This window comes from Stenotrophomonas maltophilia, from assembly GCF_047497515.2.
Lineage (GTDB): Bacteria > Pseudomonadota > Gammaproteobacteria > Xanthomonadales > Xanthomonadaceae > Stenotrophomonas.
Genome location: NZ_JAXAXL020000001.1, coordinates 649,513 through 668,977, shown reverse-complemented (window position 1 = coordinate 668,977; position 19,465 = coordinate 649,513). Strand labels below are relative to the sequence as shown.

The window sequence follows — 19,465 nt, the reverse complement described above, 5'->3', positions numbered from 1 at the left end:
AAGTTGTTGCGCCGCAATACTTTGTGTAACCGCTTGCAGGAGCCTGTTAAGCATTGTGCGATACGGCATTCAACCCGTTCTTTCGTTTTCCCGAGTTACCGGCACAGGGCAAACCCGGCATTACCTTTTCTTTCTTTTTGCTTTCGGTATTTGACATTTCGAAAGAAAACACAGATGGTGCGCTGGCCCAACTGGAACCTCCGAATGGACGTCACCCTGCTTTCCGATGTGTCCGCCTGGCAGCGCCTGGGCGGAGCCGATACCGCAACCGAAATCGCCCAGCAGCCCGCGCTGTGGGAAGCCCTCGCCCAGGACCTGTCGCGTGCCCGCGACCGCCTGCAGGCCTTCCTCGGCGACAGCCTCAACGATCCCCACCAGCGCGTGCTGTTCACCGGCGCGGGCAGCTCCGGCTTCATCGCCGAGATGGTGGCCGACGCGATCAACGCGCAGTGGCCGGCCGACGTGCGCGTGGTGCATACCACCAGCCTGCTGACCCACCCGGCGCTGTACCTGCAGCGCGACCGCCCGACCCTGCTGGTCTCGTTCGGCCGCAGCGGTTCCAGCCCGGAAAGCGTGGCGGCAGTGGACCGCGTGCGCAGTGACGTGGATGACGCACGCTTCCTCGACATCACCTGCAATGCCGATGGCGAACTGGCCCGCCGCGGCGCTGGTCGTGCCGATACCTGCACCCTGCTGATGCCGTCGGCCAGCTGCGACCGTGCGTTCGCCATGACCAGCAGCCTGACCTGCATGCTGCTGGCCGCGCTGACCGTGTTCGACCGCTCGCCGTGGGATGCCCGCGTTGCGCGACTGAAGCAGATCGCCGCACTGGCCCGCGAAGGGCAGGCGCAGTGGGATGCGCCGGTGGCCGCGCTGGCACAGCGCCCGTTCAACCGCATCATCTACCTCGGCAGCGGCCCGCTGGAAGCGCTGGCCCGCGAGTGTGCATTGAAGGTGCTGGAGCTGACCGCCGGCCGCGTGCTGGCGCTGGCCAACACGCCGCTGGGCTTCCGCCACGGCCCGAAGTCGACGCTGGACGGCAACACGCTGGTGGTGGTGCTGCGCAGCGTGCAGCCGCTGGCGCGCCGTTACGAGCAGGACCTGCTGGAAGAACTGCGCCGCGACGGCGTGGCCGGCCAGGTGCTGGCGATCGGCCCGCATTCGGATATCGGTGCCGAAGACGAATACACCCTCACCGTGCCGGCACTGGATGACCCGTGGCTGGCGCCGGTGTGGCTGGGCTTTGCGCAGCTGTTCGCGCTGCAACGCTCGGCCGCGTTGGGCCTGACCCCGGACAACCCGTTCCCGGACGGCACCGTCAACCGCGTCGTCAAGGGCGTCACCATCCATCATGGCTGAGCTGATCGCCCACGCCGGCTACGGCATCGACATCGGCGGCACCAAGATCGAGCTGGTGGCGTGCGATGCGGCAATGCAGGTCACCTGGCGCCGTCGCGTCAGCACGCCGCAGGGCGACTATGAGGGCTTCCTGCAGGCCATGCTGGCGCTGGTGGCCGATGCGGATGCCGCACTGGGCCGCAACGACGCTGCCATCGGCATCGCGCTGCCCGGCGTGCGTGATCGCCGCACGGGTCGCCAGCTGAGTGCGAACGTGCCGGCACTGACCGGACACAGCGTGGCGGCGGATCTTCAGGCCCGCCTGCGGCGTCCGCTGCACTTCGGCAACGACCTGCAGTGTTTCGCCCTGTCGGAAGCACATGGCGGTGCCGCCGACGGCTACCCCAGCATGTTCGGTGCCATCCTCGGCACCGGTGCGGGTGGTGGTTTCTGCCTGCACGGCCGCCTGCTGTCCGGCTTCAACGGCCTGGCCGGCGAATGGGGCCACTGGAGCGTTCCCGGCCACCTGCTGCAGCGCCACGGCCTGCCGCTGATCGACTGCGCCTGCGGCCTGCAGGGCTGCGTCGAGCGCTACGTCTCCGGCAGTGGGCTGGCGATGATCGAACGCCACCTCGGTGGCAGCGCCACCGACGCCAGCGCGGTGATCGCCCTGGCCGAGGCCGGAGATGCGCGTGCGCGCCAAGCCCTGGACATCCACCGCGACCTGCTCGGCCACAGCCTGGCCGCGCTGGTGCTGGCACTGGACCCGCACGTGATCGTGCTTGGCGGCGGCCTGTCGCAGTACGCGCCGCTGTACCAGCAGCTGCCGGCCGCCATATCGGCGCATCTGTTCAACGGCGTGCAGGTACCCCCGATCGTGCCGCCCCGCTTCGGCGATGCCGGCGGCGCACGTGGTGCTGCCCTGCTCGCCTGCCACCCCTCGTTTTCCTGATGTCCGGAGCCTGACCATGTCCCCGTTGCAGACCCTGCTTGCTTCCCACCGCGCCGGTGCCAACGTCGGCCTGTACAGCGTCTGCTGCAGCAACGAGCAGGTGCTGCGCGCCGCCATGCACGTGGCGCTGGCGCACGGCACCGTGCTGCTGGTCGAGGCCACCTCCAACCAGGTCGACCAGTTCGGCGGCTACACCGGCATGACCCCGCCGCAGTACCGCGATTACGTCGGCACGCTGGCCGATGAAGAAGGGTTCCCGCGCGAGCGGCTGATCCTGGGCGGTGATCATCTTGGCCCGAATGCCTGGCAGAAGCGCCCGGCCGCCGAAGCGATGACCCACGCGCGCGTGCTGATCGAGGCCTACGTCGCCGCCGGCTTCCACAAGATCCACCTGGACTGCAGCATGTCCTGCGCCGATGACCCGGTGCCGTTGCCCGATGCCATCGTCGCCGCGCGCTCGGCCGAACTGGCGGAGATCGCCGAGCGCACCGCCGCCGGCAACGGCCTGCCACCGCCGGTCTACGTGATCGGTACCGAAGTGCCGATTCCCGGTGGCGAAGCCTCGCTGGCTGAGGGCCTGCAGGTCACTACGCCGGCGGCTGCCGCGCAGACCCTGGCGATCCACCAGCAGGCTTTCGATACGCCGCTGCTGCGCGATGCCTGGCAGCGCGTGATCGCAATGGTGGTGCAGCCGGGCGTGGACTTCGACCACAGCAGCGTGCACGAGTACGATGCCGCCGCCGCTGGCACGCTGGCCGGTTTCCTCGAACAGCAGCCGCGCATCGTGTTCGAAGCGCACTCCACCGACTACCAGCGCGAAAGCGGCCTGCACGCGCTGGTGCGCGACCACTTCGCCATCCTCAAGGTGGGTCCCGCCGCCACCTTCGCCTACCGTGAAGCGCTGTTCGCGCTGGCCGCGATCGAAGCGGAACTGCTGCCGGCCGCGCAATGCTCGCGCCTGCCGCAGGTGCTGGACGAGGTGATGGTGGCGCAGCCGAGGTACTGGCAGTCCTACTACCAGGGCGATGACGCCGCGCTGCCCCTGCTGCGCCGCTACTCCTTCAGCGACCGCTGCCGCTACTACTGGGGCGAGCCGGCACTGGTGCAGGCGGTGCAGACCCTGTTCGCCAACCTGGAACAGCACGCACCGCCACTGGTGCTGCTCAGCCAGTACCTGCCGGAGCAGTACCGTGCCGTGCGCGAAGGCACTCTGGCCAACACCCCCACCGCGCTGGTGCAGCACCGCATCGGCCTGTGCCTGGGCGAGTATGCCCGCGCCTGCAGTGCCAACCAGGCTGGCCCCCGCAAGCAGAACGAAAGTTCGGCTGCCTCCGTTCTTGCGAACGGCTAATCTCTACCTTTCCTGACGACACCGAGAGATGGCCATGCGCAACACCCGCTCCCGCCGACAACAGATCCTGCAGCTGCTGATCGAGCATGGCTCGGTGCAGGTGGCCGATCTGGTCGAGCGCTTCGGCGTGTCCGCGGTGACCATCCGTGCCGACCTGACCCACTTCGAGTCGCAGGGGTTGGCCAACCGCACCCACGGCGGCGCGACCCTGGTGCGCACGCCGCCGCAGGAACAGGACATCCACGAGAAGGATGCGCTGAACCTGCCGCTGAAGGAGTCCATTGGCGCCTGCGCCGCACGCCTGGTGCGCCCCGGTGACAACATCATCATCGATTCCGGTTCGACCACGATGACCCTGGCCCGCCACCTGCGCACCCAACGCGACGTGACGGTGATGACCAACGGCCTGAACATCGCCTGGGAGCTGGCCAACGCGCCCGGGATCAACGTGCTGCTGACCGGAGGGCTGCTGCGCCAGCAATCGCTGTCGCTGCAGGGCAGCCAGGCCGAAGCCAGCCTCAACTCCTACAGTTTCGACACCCTGTTCCTGGGCGTGGATGGCCTGGACCTGCAGTTCGGCCTGACCACCCACGACGAAGCCGAAGCCCGCCTCAACCACCGCATGGTCGAGCGCGCGCGCCGCATCGTGGTGCTCACCGACGCCTCCAAGTTCGGCCGCGTCAGCCTGCACCGCATCGCCCTGCTGGACCAGATCCATACCATCATCACCGACGCCGGCATCGACGATGCTTCCCGCGAGGGACTGCAACGGCTGGGCATCGAAGTGATCATCGCCGAGCCCACCGCATGACCGACACCCGCTCCCTGCAGGGCCGCATCCTCACCCCGCTGGGCTGGCGGCGCGGCCAGGTCCACTTCGATTCGCACGTGCGCCAACTGCAGGTGGACGACCACAGCGGCGCTGACGATCCGCAGCTGCCGGTGATCCTGCCCGGCTTCATCGACCTGCATGTGCACGGTGCGGCCGGCGTGGACCTGATGCAGGGCGGCGACGTGGCACGCACCATCGCCCGCACCCATCTGCGCTTCGGCACTACCACGCTGCTGGCCACCACCATGACCGCCGGCCTGGACGAGATCGAGCATGCGCTGCAGGGCGTGGCCGCCACCATGGCGGTGCCCGATGCCGAGGCGGCCTGCATCGTCGGCGTGCATCTGGAAGGCCCCTTCATCAGCCCGCAACGGCTGGGCGCGCAGCCCAACCGAACGATCGAAGCGACGCTGGCCCTGGTGCAGCAGCTGCATGCACTCGCCCCGATCCGGGTGATGACGCTTGCGCCGGAGATCGGCGAGCACACCGCGTTGATTCCCGCGCTTGCAGCGATGGGCATCCGCGTGCAGCTGGGTCACAGTGCGGGTACCTACGAGGAAGGCGTGGCCGCACTGCAGGCCGGCGCCTCCGGCTTCACCCACCTGTTCAACGGCATGACTGGCGTCGATCACTATCGCCCGGGCATCGCAGCGGCGGCGCTGGCGCATGCGCAGTACGCCGAGATCATTCCCGACCTGCAGCACATCCATCCCGGCGTGATCCGGCTGGCCGCACGCGCGATCCCCCGCCTGTATGCGGTGACCGACGCCACCGCTGCCACCGGCATGCCAGATGGCGAGTACGCATTGGGCGAGCAGCGCGTGCACAAGTGCGGCGGCTGCGTGCGCCTGGCGACCGGTTCGCTGGCCGGCAGCGCCCTGACCATGGACCAGGCGCTGCGCAACCTGGTGCGGGTGGGCCTGGACCTGGCTGACGCCTCGCAACGCGTTTCCACGTTCCCGGCCGACTACCTCGGCCTGGGCGATCGCGGCCGCATCGCGCCCGACGCCCGCGCCGACCTGGTGGTGCTGGACGCCGAACTGCGCCTGCAGCAGGTGGTGGTCGGCGGGCGCGTGATCGATATGAACGCTGCACCCGCCTGACGTACCACGTTTTTAACGCCCGAAAACGCCTGACGCACCGTCTCTCGTAGAGTCGAGCTTGCTCGCCTGCTCTGCCGCGCCCTGCGCGCTCAGTCGAGCAAGCTCGACGCTACGAAAGCAATCCGCACCGAAACGCCTCCTGGGAATATGCCGATGACTGCACGCACCGCCCCGCGCTGGCCCGTTCGCTACCTGCTCTTCATCGGCGGCCTCGGCGGCCTGCTGTATGGCATCGACATCGGCATCATCGCCGGCGCCCTGCCCTATCTTGAAGCCACCGCCAGCCACGCCTGGCAGCTCAGCAGCCAGCAGCTCGGCTTCGTCGTCGCGGCAGTGCTGCTGGGCAGTGTGTTGTCCTCGCTGTTCGCCGGCATGGTCGCCGACCTGATCGGCCGCCGCGGCGCGATGCTGCTGGCTGGCCTGCTGTTCACCGCGTCTATTCCGATCATGGCGCTGGCGTCCGGCTACACCCCGCTGCTGCTGGGCCGGCTGCTGCAGGGCGTCAGTGGTGGCCTGATCGGCGTGGTGGTGCCGCTGTACCTGGCCGAAGTCCTAAGCCCCGAACGGCGCGGCCGTGGTGCGGCGATGTTCCAGCTGCTGCTGACCATCGGCCTGGTGCTGGCGGCGCTGATCGGTCTGTACCACGCGCATGCGGTGGACGCCGCCGCTGAAGCCGTGCGTTCGCTGCCGGTGGCGCAGCAGGCGCAGGAACTGTTCACGGTGAAGGACCATGCCTGGCGCACCATCTTCTGGAGCTGCCTGGCGCCGGGCCTGCTGTTCTGCGCCGGCATCTTCTGGCTGTCCGAATCGCCGCGCTGGCTGGTGCGCCGCGGCCGCATCGATGACGCGCGCCGCAGCCTGCAGCGCGTACTGCCTGCTTCGCAGGTGGAGCCGACGCTTGCACAGATCCAGGCGCCGGAATCGAGCAGCCGCGACGGCAAGCGCGATCCGCTGCTCAGCCGCCGCTACGTCGTGCCGTTCCTGCTCGCCTGCGTGGTACTTGCCTGCACCCAGGCCACCGGCATCAACTCGGTGCTGGCCTATGCGGTGAACATCCTCAACCAGGCCGGCCTGTCCGGGTCTGTGGCCAACAGCGCCGACGTGGCGATCAAGCTGCTCAATGCGGTGATGACCGTGGTTGCGCTGCTGCTGGTCGACCGCAAGGGACGCAAGTTCCTGCTGATGCTCGGCAGCGGCGGCATCTGCGTGGCCCTGCTTGCCGCCGCGACCTTGTTCTTCCAGGCCGAGCGTGGCCGCGCCGACGTGCAATCGCAGCTGCAGGCGGCCGTCAGCGGCGATGGCCTGCAACTGGTACTGGATGATGCGCAGTGGCAGCACTTGGGCAGAGGTATCGACAGCGAAGGCCGGCCGCTGCAGCTGACCGTGTCGTATGCCTACGGTGACTTCACCAATGTGCGCGCCCTGCGCAGCGACAACCTGACCGATCGCGAGCTGCGCATTGAACGTGCCGGTACCGTGCAGCCGGACAGCGTGATCGGTGCGTTCTTCCGCAAACTGCATCTGAATCCGTTCGCCGACCCGGCCAGTGCCACGCAGGCGCCCCTGCGCATCGAACAGGCCCGCATCGGCCCGGTGCCGCCGCCGGCACACGGCTGGGCGGTGGCCACCTGCATCCTGGTGTTCGTCGCGTTCTTCGCGGTCGGTCCTGGCGTCTGCGTGTGGCTGGCACTATCGGAGCTGATGCCCAACCGCATCCGTTCCAACGGCATGAGCATCGCGCTGCTGATCAACCAGTTCGTGTCGACCACCATCGCCGCGATCTTCCTGCCCACGGTGGGCCACTACGGCTACGCCAGCATGTTCGTGTTCTGGGCGGCGTGCACCTTCGTGTTCTTCCTGGTGGCCGCGTTCTGGCTGCCGGAAACCAAGGGCAAGTCGCTCGAAGAGATCGAGGCACGATTCGCCGGCAAGCGGAGCTGATCGCGGCGTCGCAATTGCACAGCCCGCTTCCTTCCATTTTGACGCGAACGGCCTGATTTGGTCTCAACAAGCGTGAAGCGCTCCTCAGGAATGGCGTAACACGCCGCCACCGGCGGCTCCCTGCCCAACAGTTCTCCCACCACGAGGGGAGATTCTGGAATGGGCACGGAAGCCGCTGTTGCCGCACTGCTGCGGGCGATCACGCTCGACGCACGACAGCCACGCCAGCTGCGACTGTTGGGGCTGCACGAGGCGTGGGTGGTCGAGCGCTTCGAAGGCACCGAGACAGTCTGCGGCGACAACCGCCTGCAGATCGACTGCCTGGCCACCGACGCCTTCCTGGAACTGGACCCGTGGCTGGAGCAGCCGCTGACCCTGCAGCTGCGCCAGGCCGACGGCGCGCTGCGGCAGTGGCACGGGTTGTGCACCGAAGCGGCGCAGCTGGGCAGTGACGGCGGCCTGGCCCGCTACCGGCTGATCCTGGAGCCGTGGACCGCGCTGCTGCGCCTGCGCCGCAACGCAGTGATCTTCCAGGACCAGGACGTGCGGGCGATCTGCGAGCAGATCTTTGCCGACTACCCGCAGGCCGTGTTCCGCTTCGACGTGCAGGCCGAGTTGCCGGCGCGCGCGATCACCACCCAGTACCGCGAGACCGACTGGGCCTTCGTCACCCGGCTGCTGGCCGAGGCCGGCCTGGCCTGGCGTGTCGAGCAGGCGCAGGGCGACGAGGCCGCGCACACGCTGGTGGTGTTTGAACCGGGTGCCGAACTGACCGACGTCGGTCGCGTGCGCTTCCATCGCGCCGACATGGCCGAGGCCAGCGACGGCATCACCGCGTTTGCCGAGCGCCAGCAGCTGGTGCCCAATGCCAGCACCGTGGCCAGCTGGCACAGCGAGCAGGTCAATGCCGTGGCCGCGCAGTCCAGTGCCGACGCTGGCAGCCTGCCGGCGCTGGAGGTCTATGTGCAGCCGCGCGCCGGCCGTTTCGCCCAGGCCGGATGGGCCGACGCCGAGGCGCAGGCCCGGCTGGATGCGCTGCGCGTCGGCCAGGTGCTTTACTGCGGCAGCGGCAGCGAGCGCCAACTCGGCGCCGGCAGCACCTTCACGCTGAGCCAGCACCCGCAGCACGAAGGCCAGGCCTTCCAGCTGCTGGCCGTGCAGCACGTGGCGCTGAACAACCTGGACCAGGGCATCGCCGAGCTGCTGGGCAGCCCTGCGCTGGAGCGCGGCGCCTACCGCAACAGTTTCCTGGCTACCGGCACCGGGGTGCCACTGCGCGCCCTGCCGCAGGACCGGCCTACCCTGCACGGCCCGCAGACCGCGCGCGTGGTCGGCATCGCCGACGCCGCGGTGACGCCCAACCGCGAACACCAGGTGCGCATCCAGTTCGGCTGGCAGCGCGGCAGCACGCCCAATCCGGGCGGCCTGACCGATACCGGCAGCGCCCAGCCCGGCCACGCGCCCGGCGACCACACCAGCGGCAGCTGGGTGGCGGTGGCCGAGTGGGTGGCCGGCCCGAACTGGGGTAGCGCATTCCTGCCTCGCGTGGGCAGCGAGGTGCTGGTGGAGTTCCTGCACGGCGATATCGACCAGCCGCGCATCACCGGCCAGCTTTACAACGGCGAGGTCGCCCCGCCCTTCGGCGGTGGCATCGACGAGAACGCACGCCACCCCGGCGTGCTCAGCGGCCTGCACACCCAGGCCCATGACGGCAGTGGCACCCAGCAATGGGTGATGGACGATACACCGGGCCAGCTGCGCACCCGCCTGCACAGCTCGCTGGCTGACAGCCGGCTGGAGCTGGGCTACCTGATCGGCCACCAGGACACCGCCCGCGGCGCGCTGCGTGGCGAAGGCTTCGAACTGGCCACACAGGGCTGGGGCAACGTGCATGCCGGCGAAGGCCTGCTGCTGTCGGCCAGCCTGCAGGAGCGCGCGGCCTCTACGGTGATGGACAACGCCAGCGTGGTGGCGCAGCTCAAGGGCGCCGAGCGCAGCCTGGAACAGATGCAGCAGACCCTGGCCCAGCAGCAGGTGCCGGGGTTGGCCGAATTTGAGCGCACCAAGCAACTGCGCGAGCAGATCGACCCCCAGGCGCAGGGGCGCTACACCGGCGAAGTGAACGGCCAGAGCGCGATGAAGCCCGGCAGCGACGGCCGCAGCCCCGGCGAGCAACCGGTGGAACGGCTGGGCACGCCGCTGCTGCTGGCCGAGGCACCGCACCACGTGGCCTGGACCACGCCAGCCAGCGCGGTGGCCTATGCCGGGCAGAACCTGCAGATGACCGTGCAGCAGGACCTGCACATCAGTGCCGGCGAGACCATCGCCACCGTCTCCGGCGAGCATGTCTCGCTGTTCGCGCAGAGCGGCCCGCTGCGGGTGATCGCCGCGCAGGGGCCGGTCAGCCTGCAGGCCAACGATGGTGAGCTGGAACTGCTGAGCGAGCAGGCGCTGACCATCACCGCCACCGACGACCGCATCGACGTGCTGGCGCAGAGCAAGGTGGTGCTGCAGGCGGGCAGCAGCGCGATCACGCTGGAAGGCGGCAACATCACCTTCAGCTGCCCGGGCGAGTTCAAGGTCAAGGCGGGCGAGCATCCGTTCATGGGGGGAGGCAGCACCCCGGCCAGCCTGCCGCCGCTGCCCGCTTTCACGATCAAGCCTGATCCGGGCCGTACCTTCGAAAGCACGTTCGCCTACGACCAGCTGCGCAGCATCGCCGAGCAGTCCACACCGGTCGAGTTCGTCATGATGATGGCGCCGACCTTCGGCTTCGATGTTCCGGCGCGGACCTACATGAAGCTGCAGGACGCGCTGAAGAATGGCAGCCTGCAGCCGCCCGAACACAAGGTGATGGCCGGCGCGCCCTACCCGGCCGACTACGACAACAGCAAGCGCATCATCCGCGTGAACAGCATGGCGGCAGACCGCGCGGCGACGACCATCGAGGCGTCACGCGAACTGCTGGCGGTGCTGCTGCATGAGTTCGGGCACCACGTCGACAACGTGCTGCGCAATGATCTGGCGGAGAAGGATGCGAACGGCAAGCCGACCCTCGCTGCCGACAGCGGCAAGGAAGAAGGCACTGCACTCGCTTATCGCCTGGCGTTCTTCGACCTGGAAGGCACGCACGAAACCGAGTATGCGCAGTACACCTCGCCCGAGTTCAACGGTGCGTTGAAGGTGAACTATGCGGAAGTACAGGCTGCACTGAAGCAACAGGGGCCCGTGGCCCAGGAAACCAACAAGAGCGAGGATGGGCGCTACGAGGGGTTCAGTGCGGGTGATGGCCAGAACCATGACAAGCGACCCAGCGAGTCGTTTGGGCATCGATCGATTGAGGCGGTGCTTCAGGACGCCCGATTCTTGCCAATTGAGCGCCAAGCAATCTATTTTGGCAACTGGCTCAGGGACTACTCCCAGCTCCTCGACCCCAAGATTGTGCGTCCTCCGGGCCTCCCGAAGGACCTCGGGAAGTACCTTTCCCGAGCTGCACTCACCCAGATTGTCGATGTCCTGGCAGGCAGTGAGTTCCACGACCTTCGATACCAGAACCGCGCTGAGTTTGGCGTAACACCTGCCCGCCTCGGGGTATACAAGCCAAGCGAGCATATCGACAACCCAAAAAACATCAAACCCGAGCCAGCAGACCCGAAAACCATCGACAAGGACTTCGAGCCTTGGGTCACGCCCGGAAGTGCTCTTCTTCAGATAGACCCGAAAACCTCGATGAAGCGCTACATCATGCGCTCCAGAGACTTCATGTCTTCCGAACTGAACACGGCAATCTCAATGGGCAAGACACCCGATGGCATGCGCCATTTTGGCTCTGCCCTGCATGTTCTTGAGGACTACTTCGCACACTCCAATTTCTGCGAACTCAGCTTGAGAAAGCTCGGACACAGCACCGTGCTGCCTTGGACATCGACTGCCAATTGCACTCATCGATACCCTGTGGTGACTGGGATGTTTGGCTCGACCGACGTCATCGCAAGCCTGGCCGAACCCATTGCTCACAAGCTCTTCGGCGTAGAAAGCTGGGAGTTCAAGGCGAGCAAGCCTGGCGACCGTTCCGACGGCGAGAAGATCATGCTGGTCCTTCTTTCCGAGCACAGCGATCAGCGTTACTACAAAGCGTTCCAGGATTTCCTCAAACTTCGAGACCGCATTGCACGAATCCCTGGACATGAATATCTGGAACGGGCTGGCTGGATCGCCAGCGCGCCAATGCGCGCGGTACTCAACTGCTACAACTTCGTCTATCAACAACTCCTGCTGCTCGTAGGCAACAGTGTGGACGACGCGCAGACGATGTTCGATTCCGACCCAAACAAAAGTGGGTCAACCGACCCCAGCCATTCCCAGCTGGCAAAGGACCACGACGTCCATCCGCTGCATACATTGGCTGCTCAGCTGGCGCGACAGGCCGTCCTCCAGGTTGGGCAAGCAATGGCAGGGCGATGGCGGGGCGATGCATCACGTGATCCGGTCAAGATCGCACAGTCCTATCTGGTCCACCCCAATGATACGAACTGGCAGGATGCGACTGTTGCCGCTTGGGCCAAAGGGCACGCTGCGGCGATACGGCGCGCCTCGTCCGCCACCGAACTTGAGCACCTGCACGAGGAACATGGAAAGCACGCACTGGAGAACATCCGTCGCGTGGGTCGCTATGGTTCAGACAGCTGGGACTACATCACTCGCTTCTATGAAGACCTCTTTGGCGAGAAGAATCAGGTCAAGACCAAATGATCAAGAGACATATACTCTCAACCGTTCTCTTCTTCCTGATTTCAGGCTGCGATGCTGCGCCACATGATTCCGGCACAATCCGGCAGCCAAGAGTGGAGTTTGACAAGGGCTCGTTCTCCATCAACGGCAAGAATGCAAGAATTGGTGCCACCACTGCAGAGTGGATTTCCGCGCTGGGAACGAACTACAGATACGCCGACCCGAAATCTGCTGACATGATGATCTGGGACGACCTAGGCATATTTGTCTATACCGATCTACCAAGGAAGGATCAAGTCAGCAGCGTTGCTTTTGCTTTCCACAAAAATCCCACCGCGGATCTTGCCTTGCCCGGCACCGGACAGGCCATCAGACCCAAACGAATGTTCAACGGCGAGGTCGTCATCGGCAGCGGACGGTTCAACGCCGACATGAAGATTGGCGACATCCCGGCCGCGAGCAACATGACCTTTGAGGTTCACTGCAGCAGTGGCATTGCTACATGCACCACGAACCGGGTTGATGGCTCTTCCCGTGGCTACTCGATCTACTTCACTGTTGATGAGAAGCGGTATGACAGCGTTCCATACACTATAGAAATAAGCCGCGCACTGTAGTGATCTCCGTCCAACGACTCATGATGCGCATGGCCAAATCGAGCCCAGCTCAAGCGGCACATCCCGACGGTGTAGAGACACTCAGCCCACATCACCCGTAGTCGACAATGGATCGCGTGGTCGAGCCTAAATACACACTAGATGCGTAGCAGGCGTAGCACGCTACGCGCCAGACCAGCAAACGATGACGGAAAATTTGCGGCGCGACTGCGTACTTGATGTCACTTCTTTGGATCGCCTCACGGCTGCCAACGGAATTGCTTCGTTCGCTCCTCAGATTGAGTGCCTTCATGAAGAACGCGGAAGTCACGCACTGGAGAACATGCGACAAATATGAAGTCAAGATGAAATCCAGACTCCTTTCCACGATAACGCTTTCATTGCTCTTCGCTGCATGCGGCTCCGCACCTCAGGATGAGGGCAAAGTGCATAAGCCAGCGGCCGTTTTCGAGAACGGCTCGATCCTCATCGGCTCGCAGCGCGTTGAACTTGGCGCGCCCGCCGATGCATGGATTGCCGCCCTTGGTAGCGACTATCGCTTTGCCGATCCTGAATTACCGATCATGATGATCTGGGATGAACTGGGGATCGCTGCCTATACGGGCCCAACGAAAGAACGACGCATCAACTCCGTCTCATTCGTCCTCCGTGTCCCTCCCGGGTCATCTGGCGGCGATGACCCACCAGGCAAAGGAACTCAGCCACGCAGGACTTTTTCGGGTGCAGTCTCGCTCTTGGGAACACCCGTGAGCGAGACGACACAGGTAGATGACATACCACGACTGAGCGAGGGTGTACTCGAAGTGCATTGCAGCCACGGAATTGCTCTCTGTAGCGCCAACAGGGCCGATCAGGCCAAGCTGGATTACTCTTTCTACTTCGCCGTGGACGATCAACGCTACAGCAGCTACATATACAAACTGAACATCGAGAAAGACAGCGCTCCAGATTAAGCAAACACGGAATCACCCTCACAAGCGGTGACTACTCGACTTCATCGCTGCTATCGGCTGAGCTACGGCGCCCGCCTCCACGAAGACTTCTTTGATGAATGAATCCGGCCAACAAGGAATGATCAAGGCAATCGCTCTCTCCGCCCTTCTTCTTGTTATTGCTGGCTGCCACGCCGCCTCACCCGACTCAGGCAATCCGCGACAGCCGAGTGTCGAATTCGACAACGGAGATTTCTTGATCAATGGTGGTCACGCAAGAATTGGGGCAACTACCAAAGAGTGGATCTCCCTTCTGGGCGAAAACTATAGATATGCCAATCCGGGCTCCCCAGGCATGATGATATGGGACGAACTGGGCATCTTTGCCTATACCGATCTCCCGATGAAGGACCGTGTCGATACTGTAGCCTTTGCCTTCAACACAGATCTGGATGAAGGCCCTGGATCATCAGACGCGCCAGCAACCATCAGACCCAGAAAGCCATTCACAGGGCAGGTCGTCGTCAGTAGCACACGAATCAACGGCGACATGAAGATCAGTGACATTCCAGCCGCCAGCAACATGGCGCTTGAGGTTCACTGCAGCAAGGGCATCGCGACATGCACCACGAATCGGGTTGATGGCACATCCCGTGGCTACTCGATCTACTTCACGGTTGATGAAAAGCGGTATGAAAGTCTGCCGTACACCATTGAAATCAGCCGTGCACTTGAATGACCGTCCCGGACCTTCGGCACATTGACCGCTACCGAACGTGATGCCAGTTCAGACGCTGCCATGGCGACGTCCCTTGAAGAACGTGCGGACAACGCCGATTTCGGCCGGAACGCCGGTACGTGCGCTACTTGCCGCTGCAGATGACCGCTGGATTCTCAGCTGCACCAAAGGCGTTTCAGCCTGCATTGCGCTGCGCACGGACCAGCCCTCCGAGCAACTGTCAAAGAGCTTCGCCGTCGACGGCAGCTTCGAATACAGCCCTCTCTACACTTTGGAACTGCACAGAAATTCCTGGCAGCTGCTTTCCGGGCGCCGGGAAGACCTGTTCTTCGAGAAGAATGGGATCAAGAGCACGGAATGATCACAAGAAATCTCCTACTTTTTGCCCTTGCCCTTGGACTGGGAGCCTGTGACTCCGGACATCCCATAAACACAGGCGCGGACGCCACCCAGGCCGCAGCTCCCCCTGGCTTTCCAGGATGACTACGTCAAGTACAACGGCCAGCGGCTGGACTTCACGCAGGACCTGTCCGCCTGGATCAACGTGCTCGGCCCCGATCATCGGACCGCGTTTCCCGACGACCCTGGCATTGTGGTCTGGGACGATCTGGGCATCCGTGCCTACACCAACTATCCCAAGACCCAACGTGTGGTGACAGCATCAGTCACCCTTCACGGAGAACCAGAGGATTCGCTGTCCTATCTCCCGCCCGGCGAAGGCGTTCGGCCGCGCCGGGACCATGCCTACTCCGTTCTTGTCAATGGTGTCCTGGTAAACAAGAGCACCCGAGTAGGCGACATCGCACATCTGAGTGGAGGCCAGCTTCGCATTGACTGCAGCCGCGGCATCAGCATCTGTGGCGCGAGCAGGAACGATGACAAGTTCATCCAGATAAAGACGTATCTCGGAGTGGATGATCGACGGTACGACAGCACCCCCTATGTCATTGAATTCGGCCCAGGCAACAACCCGCCTGACTGAGATCTACCAGGCGTCGCGACGATAGCTCCCTGCCCCCTTCAATAGCTTGACTTGATCGGAACCGACCAGAGTCGTCATGAACTCACGATTTCCCCTGACGATAGTCTTCTCATTGGCCTTCGCCGCATGCAGCGCCGCGCCTCAGGACGCGCGCAAGGCGCAGAAGCCAGTGGCCGCTTTCGAGAACGGCTCGGTCCTCATCGGCTCACAGCGCGTTGAACTTGGCGCGCCCGTCGATGCGTGGATTGCCGCGCTGGGAAGCAGCTACCGTTTCGCCAATCCTGAAATCCAAAGCATGATCATCTGGGATGATCTTGGAGTCGCCGTCTATACGGATTCCACGAAGGATCGTCATGTGAAGTCAGTATCCTTCATACTTCGCCCGCCCCTGGAATCATCTGGAGAGTATGAGCCTCCAGGCGTAGGAGCACAGCCGCGACGCGAAAGCCGGCCTGCACCACAATTGAACGTAGCGGCGTTCGAGCGGTTGCAGCGCGCAGATACTACGAGGACCTACTTGGCGGGAGAAGCCGCTCAGGAGCGGGAATGATCAGGACATTTTTGCTTGCCCCTCTTCTCGCCCTCGGCTTCGGCGCGTGCAGCGATGCACAGACGGCAGGTCCTGCACGCGACGAGACCAATGCTGCGACGCATCTGGCGTTCAACGAAGACTACATCGAGTACAAGGGACAACGCCTGACCTTCAAGCAGGATCTTGCCGCCTGGGAAAAGGTGCTGGGGCCCATGCACCGCAATGCGCTTTCGGACGCCCCGGACATCGTTGTCTGGGACGACCTGGGCATTCGCGTCTATACGAACTACCCCAAGGATCTGACGGTCCGCACCGTGGCCGTTACCCTGAAGGGTCTGCCGGAGGATGCACTGGCCTACACCGCACCGGGTGAGGGCGTTCGTCCCCGCGCAGACTACGAGGGCCCCGTCTCACTCAGTGCGGTGACCGTGGACAGGAATACACGGGTCGGGGACATCGCGCGGCTGAGCAACGATCGGCTGCGCATCGACTGCAGCCGCGGCATCGACCTCTGCACGGCAAGCCGCAAGGATGACCGGTTCATGGATGTCAGCACCTACTTTGGAGTCGATGATCGCCGCTATGACAGCACCGCCTATGAAATCGAATTTGGTCCCGGACGTGACGGCTCCCGCTGAGTTTCCAGTCAAGCCGATGACCTCTGTTCGCGTCACGCTGCTGTTCGCGCTGGCACTCGCACTGAGTGCCGCTGGCTGCAGATCACAGCACGCGCCGTCTGCGTTCACGACCACGCCTTCCTTGCCCGAAACGGAACTGAAAGGCCTGTATTCGGGGACGCTGCTGAAGCAGCTGTCCTTCAAGGACAGCGACGGCCCGGGCCTGCTATTGCTTTCGCGCAGCGCGCAGACCGTGCCGGCGCAGGACGACGAACCACCGCTGGATCAGATTACCCTGCGGGCCGAGCTGTTCCGACGTGCGGACACGGCAGCGCCGTGGACGTCGCGGTGGAGCGTGGAGGATCCGATCCAATGCGAGGGGTTGGATCTGGACGCCGGCTACTTCCTGGACCAGGTGACGGCCACCGACCTGGACCACGATGGCCGCGCCGAACTGACGCTGGCCAGCCACAGCTTCTGTGGCGGCGGCGTCGACCCGCAGCAACTGCGCATCGGCCTTCGCCAGGGCGAGCAGTACTACGAGGTACGCGGCGAATCGCTGGTGGAGGTGGCGGGCGATGAACCCTTCGGCGGCGAACGTGAGGACGACCCTGCGCTGGCGTCGGCTGCGGCGCCGCTGCGTGCGCACATCGACACGGTATGGGAAGCCATCAAGCGCGGCCCTTCGCCCTGACCAAAGCCCGCGCCTACGGGCAGCGCAGGATGACGGCCGCGCCTTGATCGAGCGCATGCCACCACCACAGGCACGGTGCTATGGTGGCGCCATCATGATCGCTGGAGCCAAACCGATGACCCGTTTCTCCCCTGCTCGTCTTGCCCTTGCCGCCCTCGCCACGCCCCTGCTGTTGTCGGCCTGCGTCAGCACGCCGGGCCCGCAGGTGAAGGGCAGCGGCCACTGCGACGCCAGCCAGCTGGGCTGGGCGATCGGCCAGCCGGCCAACGAGGCCAACATCCGCCGCCTGTCCAGCGAGAGCGGTGCCGGCCTGGTCAACCCGATCGGCCCCGGCACCATCACCACCAAGGACATCCGCCAGGACCGCCTGCGCGTGTACGTGGACAAGGACAACGTCATCACCGCCACCCGCTGCGAGTAAACGCCGCAGACGCCTGTTGTAGAGCCGAGCCCACGCTCGGCTGCTTTCCCGTCATCCCCAGTCGAGCATGGCTCGACGCTACAGGGCCACAATCCAGGGTTCAGGGTTCGGTATAACCGGCGCAGTCGGGCAATGGCTGGTTGGGTTGGAATACGCCCTCGCTGAAGCGGAACAGCCGCGTGTAGCTGCACGCTGGGTCCTGCTCGGTGCGCAGGTCCTTCTTCTTCAACGGACCCTTGGCCAGCGAGTCCTCGAAACGGGAGACGCCGGCCGGGAAACGGGTTGCCACGGTCTGGTAGCGCAGCACCGGCATGCCCTCGGCGGCCACGTCCAACCCCAGCCTGGCCGAGAAGCCATACTCATCGTGGCAGGCGCCTGCACGCTGTTTCATGTCCTGCTCGCTGAAGCAGGCGCGGATCATCGCATTGCCCAGCCAGGGCACGGTCAGCACGTCATCATCCACCTGGATGTCGTCCTGTAGGTGCCGCACGCGCGCCAGCTGCAGCGTCGATGCGTCGGCACCACCGCCGGAGTACATGCTGCTGAAGGTTACGGTGCCGCCCACCAATACGTTCTGGCGGGCGCGCTGCTGCGGATCGGTCACCGATGCATCGCTGCCCACACCCGGTGCCAGCCGCACGATCCACGGCCACAGCTTCAGCTCGCTTTCCTGCGGCACATCGATGCTGACGTGATAGCTGTGGGGCGTGCCTTGGCCCTGCACTTTTTCCAGCACTTCCAGCAGTGTGGGCCGGTCGCCATCCTCGCTTACCGGCTGCACGCGCACGCACCAGACGCCATCGCGGGTGCAGTAGTACATCCCAGCCGGGCCTTTCTCATGGGCCATCAGCACCTGCCCCAGCGGTTCCATCACGTTGCCGGCGGCATCACGCTGCTGCGGCAGGATCGAGCCCTGCGCCAACACCAGCGCCGGGGTGGCCAGCAGTGCAGCACACACGGTCGTGCGGGCAATGATGGGGGGCATGGGCGGCTCCTGCGGTTGGGATTCCGATGGTAACCGTTGCCCGGGCAGAGTCGAGATCCTATGTTCGTGGTCAAGCCTGCTGAAAGCAGGCTTGACCCACTTTCAGCATGGCCGGGTCAAAGTCCCGACCGCTCTTGAAGACGCCCCAAGCGATCCTAGCCAGCTTTCTGGCCAGAATGTTGAAGCTGGCGGTGCTGCTGTGTCCGCGCTCGCGGATGGCCAGGTAGAGGGGCTTGCCTCCTTTGGATCGGGTCAGGCCCATGGCCGCCATGTAGAGGATTTGACGCAGGCCGGCGTTGCCTCGCTTGGACAAACGGCGGCGGCCGATCCGTGCGCCGGATTCGTTGGGTCGCGGATCCAGACCGGTGCAGGCCACCCAAGCGTCTGAGCTGGCCAGCGGCCAGCGGGTGATGTGATGGGTGACAAAGGCAGCCACCGTCGGCCCGATCCCCGGGATGGTCATGATCCGTCGATACAGATCGCTCTGTTCGCCGCTGCGGCAGAGTCGTTGGATTTCCCGGTCCAGCATCGCAATCGCCTCTTTCAGGCCACTGAAAATGCGCCCGAAGATGGCTGAGTCAGCCGCGTCCGTCCCCAGGGAAAGATGGAGCGTTGCCTTGTTCCGCACCAGACTGTCGCGCTGCTGCAGAAGCACGTGCAGCCGCTCCTGCGCAGGCGAACGGGCGACATGCTCGTGC

18 protein-coding genes are annotated in these 19,465 nt (G+C 64.7%); 16 read left to right on the top strand and 2 right to left on the bottom strand.

The features are described 5' to 3' along the window. Nucleotides 1-204: 204 nt before the first annotated feature. The 16 genes from ACMZPQ_RS03495 (at nt 205) to ACMZPQ_RS03420 (ending at nt 17,782) form a co-directional block, all read left to right on the top strand. Nucleotides 205-1,359 carry an SIS domain-containing protein gene (locus ACMZPQ_RS03495; RefSeq protein WP_197583459.1) on the top strand — a complete coding sequence of 385 codons (1,155 nt, stop codon included), beginning with the start codon at nt 205-207 and terminating at the stop codon, nt 1,357-1,359. Then, a complete protein-coding gene (locus ACMZPQ_RS03490; RefSeq protein ID WP_197583460.1) occupies nt 1,352-2,290 on the top strand; it encodes an ROK family protein in 939 nt (312 codons plus the stop codon). The genes ACMZPQ_RS03495 and ACMZPQ_RS03490 overlap by 8 nt, the downstream gene beginning before the upstream one ends. Before the next feature lie 16 nt (nt 2,291-2,306). Continuing rightward, a complete protein-coding gene (locus ACMZPQ_RS03485; RefSeq protein WP_197583461.1) occupies nt 2,307-3,641 on the top strand; it encodes a D-tagatose-bisphosphate aldolase, class II, non-catalytic subunit in 1,335 nt (444 codons plus the stop codon). Nucleotides 3,642-3,675: 34 nt separating this feature from the next. Beyond that, nucleotides 3,676-4,452 carry a DeoR family transcriptional regulator gene (locus ACMZPQ_RS03480; protein ID WP_049458368.1) on the top strand — a complete coding sequence of 259 codons (777 nt, stop codon included), beginning with the start codon at nt 3,676-3,678 and terminating at the stop codon, nt 4,450-4,452. Beyond that, the gene (nagA, locus tag ACMZPQ_RS03475; protein ID WP_197583462.1) at nt 4,449-5,576 is read left to right on the top strand and encodes an N-acetylglucosamine-6-phosphate deacetylase; all 1,128 of its coding nucleotides are present in this window, start codon (nt 4,449-4,451) and stop codon (nt 5,574-5,576) included. The genes ACMZPQ_RS03480 and nagA overlap by 4 nt, the downstream gene beginning before the upstream one ends. 153 nt (nt 5,577-5,729) lie before the next feature. Beyond that, nucleotides 5,730-7,517 carry an MFS transporter gene (locus tag ACMZPQ_RS03470; RefSeq protein WP_197583463.1) on the top strand — a complete coding sequence of 596 codons (1,788 nt, stop codon included), beginning with the start codon at nt 5,730-5,732 and terminating at the stop codon, nt 7,515-7,517. 159 nt (nt 7,518-7,676) lie between these two features. Then, a complete protein-coding gene (tssI, locus tag ACMZPQ_RS03465; RefSeq protein ID WP_495495821.1) occupies nt 7,677-12,269 on the top strand; it encodes a type VI secretion system tip protein TssI/VgrG in 4,593 nt (1,530 codons plus the stop codon). Continuing rightward, entirely contained in the window at nt 12,266-12,865 is a 600-nt protein-coding gene (locus ACMZPQ_RS03460) for a DUF7738 domain-containing protein (protein ID WP_197583111.1), read from the top strand. The genes tssI and ACMZPQ_RS03460 overlap by 4 nt, the downstream gene beginning before the upstream one ends. A gap of 290 nt (nt 12,866-13,155) precedes the next feature. Then, on the top strand, nt 13,156-13,818 hold the full coding sequence (locus ACMZPQ_RS03455) for a DUF7738 domain-containing protein (protein ID WP_197583112.1): 663 nt from the start codon (nt 13,156-13,158) through the stop codon (nt 13,816-13,818). 94 nt (nt 13,819-13,912) lie between these two features. Continuing rightward, complete coding sequence (locus ACMZPQ_RS03450; protein WP_197583113.1) at nt 13,913-14,536, top strand: DUF7738 domain-containing protein; 624 nt, start codon at nt 13,913-13,915, stop codon at nt 14,534-14,536. 73 nt (nt 14,537-14,609) lie between these two features. After that, nucleotides 14,610-14,897: a hypothetical protein gene (locus ACMZPQ_RS03445; protein WP_197583115.1), complete on the top strand. Its 288-nt coding sequence runs from the start codon at nt 14,610-14,612 to the stop codon at nt 14,895-14,897. A 105-nt stretch (nt 14,898-15,002) separates the two neighbouring features. Next, on the top strand, nt 15,003-15,518 hold the full coding sequence (locus tag ACMZPQ_RS03440) for a DUF7738 domain-containing protein (RefSeq protein WP_495495822.1): 516 nt from the start codon (nt 15,003-15,005) through the stop codon (nt 15,516-15,518). 76 nt (nt 15,519-15,594) lie between these two features. Beyond that, nucleotides 15,595-16,068: a DUF7738 domain-containing protein gene (locus ACMZPQ_RS03435; protein WP_197583117.1), complete on the top strand. Its 474-nt coding sequence runs from the start codon at nt 15,595-15,597 to the stop codon at nt 16,066-16,068. Continuing rightward, nucleotides 16,065-16,688 (top strand): DUF7738 domain-containing protein, encoded by a 624-nt coding sequence (locus ACMZPQ_RS03430; RefSeq protein ID WP_197583118.1) that lies wholly within the window; start codon nt 16,065-16,067, stop codon nt 16,686-16,688. Before ACMZPQ_RS03435 ends, ACMZPQ_RS03430 begins: the two co-directional genes overlap by 4 nt. A 16-nt stretch (nt 16,689-16,704) precedes the next feature. Beyond that, nucleotides 16,705-17,361 carry a M949_RS01915 family surface polysaccharide biosynthesis protein gene (locus ACMZPQ_RS03425; protein WP_197583120.1) on the top strand — a complete coding sequence of 219 codons (657 nt, stop codon included), beginning with the start codon at nt 16,705-16,707 and terminating at the stop codon, nt 17,359-17,361. 115 nt (nt 17,362-17,476) lie between these two features. Further along, nucleotides 17,477-17,782: an I78 family peptidase inhibitor gene (locus tag ACMZPQ_RS03420; RefSeq protein WP_312646108.1), complete on the top strand. Its 306-nt coding sequence runs from the start codon at nt 17,477-17,479 to the stop codon at nt 17,780-17,782. Nucleotides 17,783-17,882: 100 nt separating this feature from the next. Here the strand turns inward: ACMZPQ_RS03420 and ACMZPQ_RS03415 are convergent, their stop codons facing one another. Together ACMZPQ_RS03415 and ACMZPQ_RS03410 are read right to left on the bottom strand one after the other, a co-directional pair. Beyond that, on the bottom strand, nt 17,883-18,767 hold the full coding sequence (locus ACMZPQ_RS03415; protein ID WP_197583122.1) for a hypothetical protein: 885 nt from the start codon (nt 18,765-18,767) through the stop codon (nt 17,883-17,885). Between the two features lie 70 nt (nt 18,768-18,837). Then, nucleotides 18,838-19,422: a transposase gene (locus ACMZPQ_RS03410; RefSeq protein ID WP_312646105.1), complete on the bottom strand. Its 585-nt coding sequence runs from the start codon at nt 19,420-19,422 to the stop codon at nt 18,838-18,840. Between the last annotated feature and the right edge of the window lie 43 nt (nt 19,423-19,465).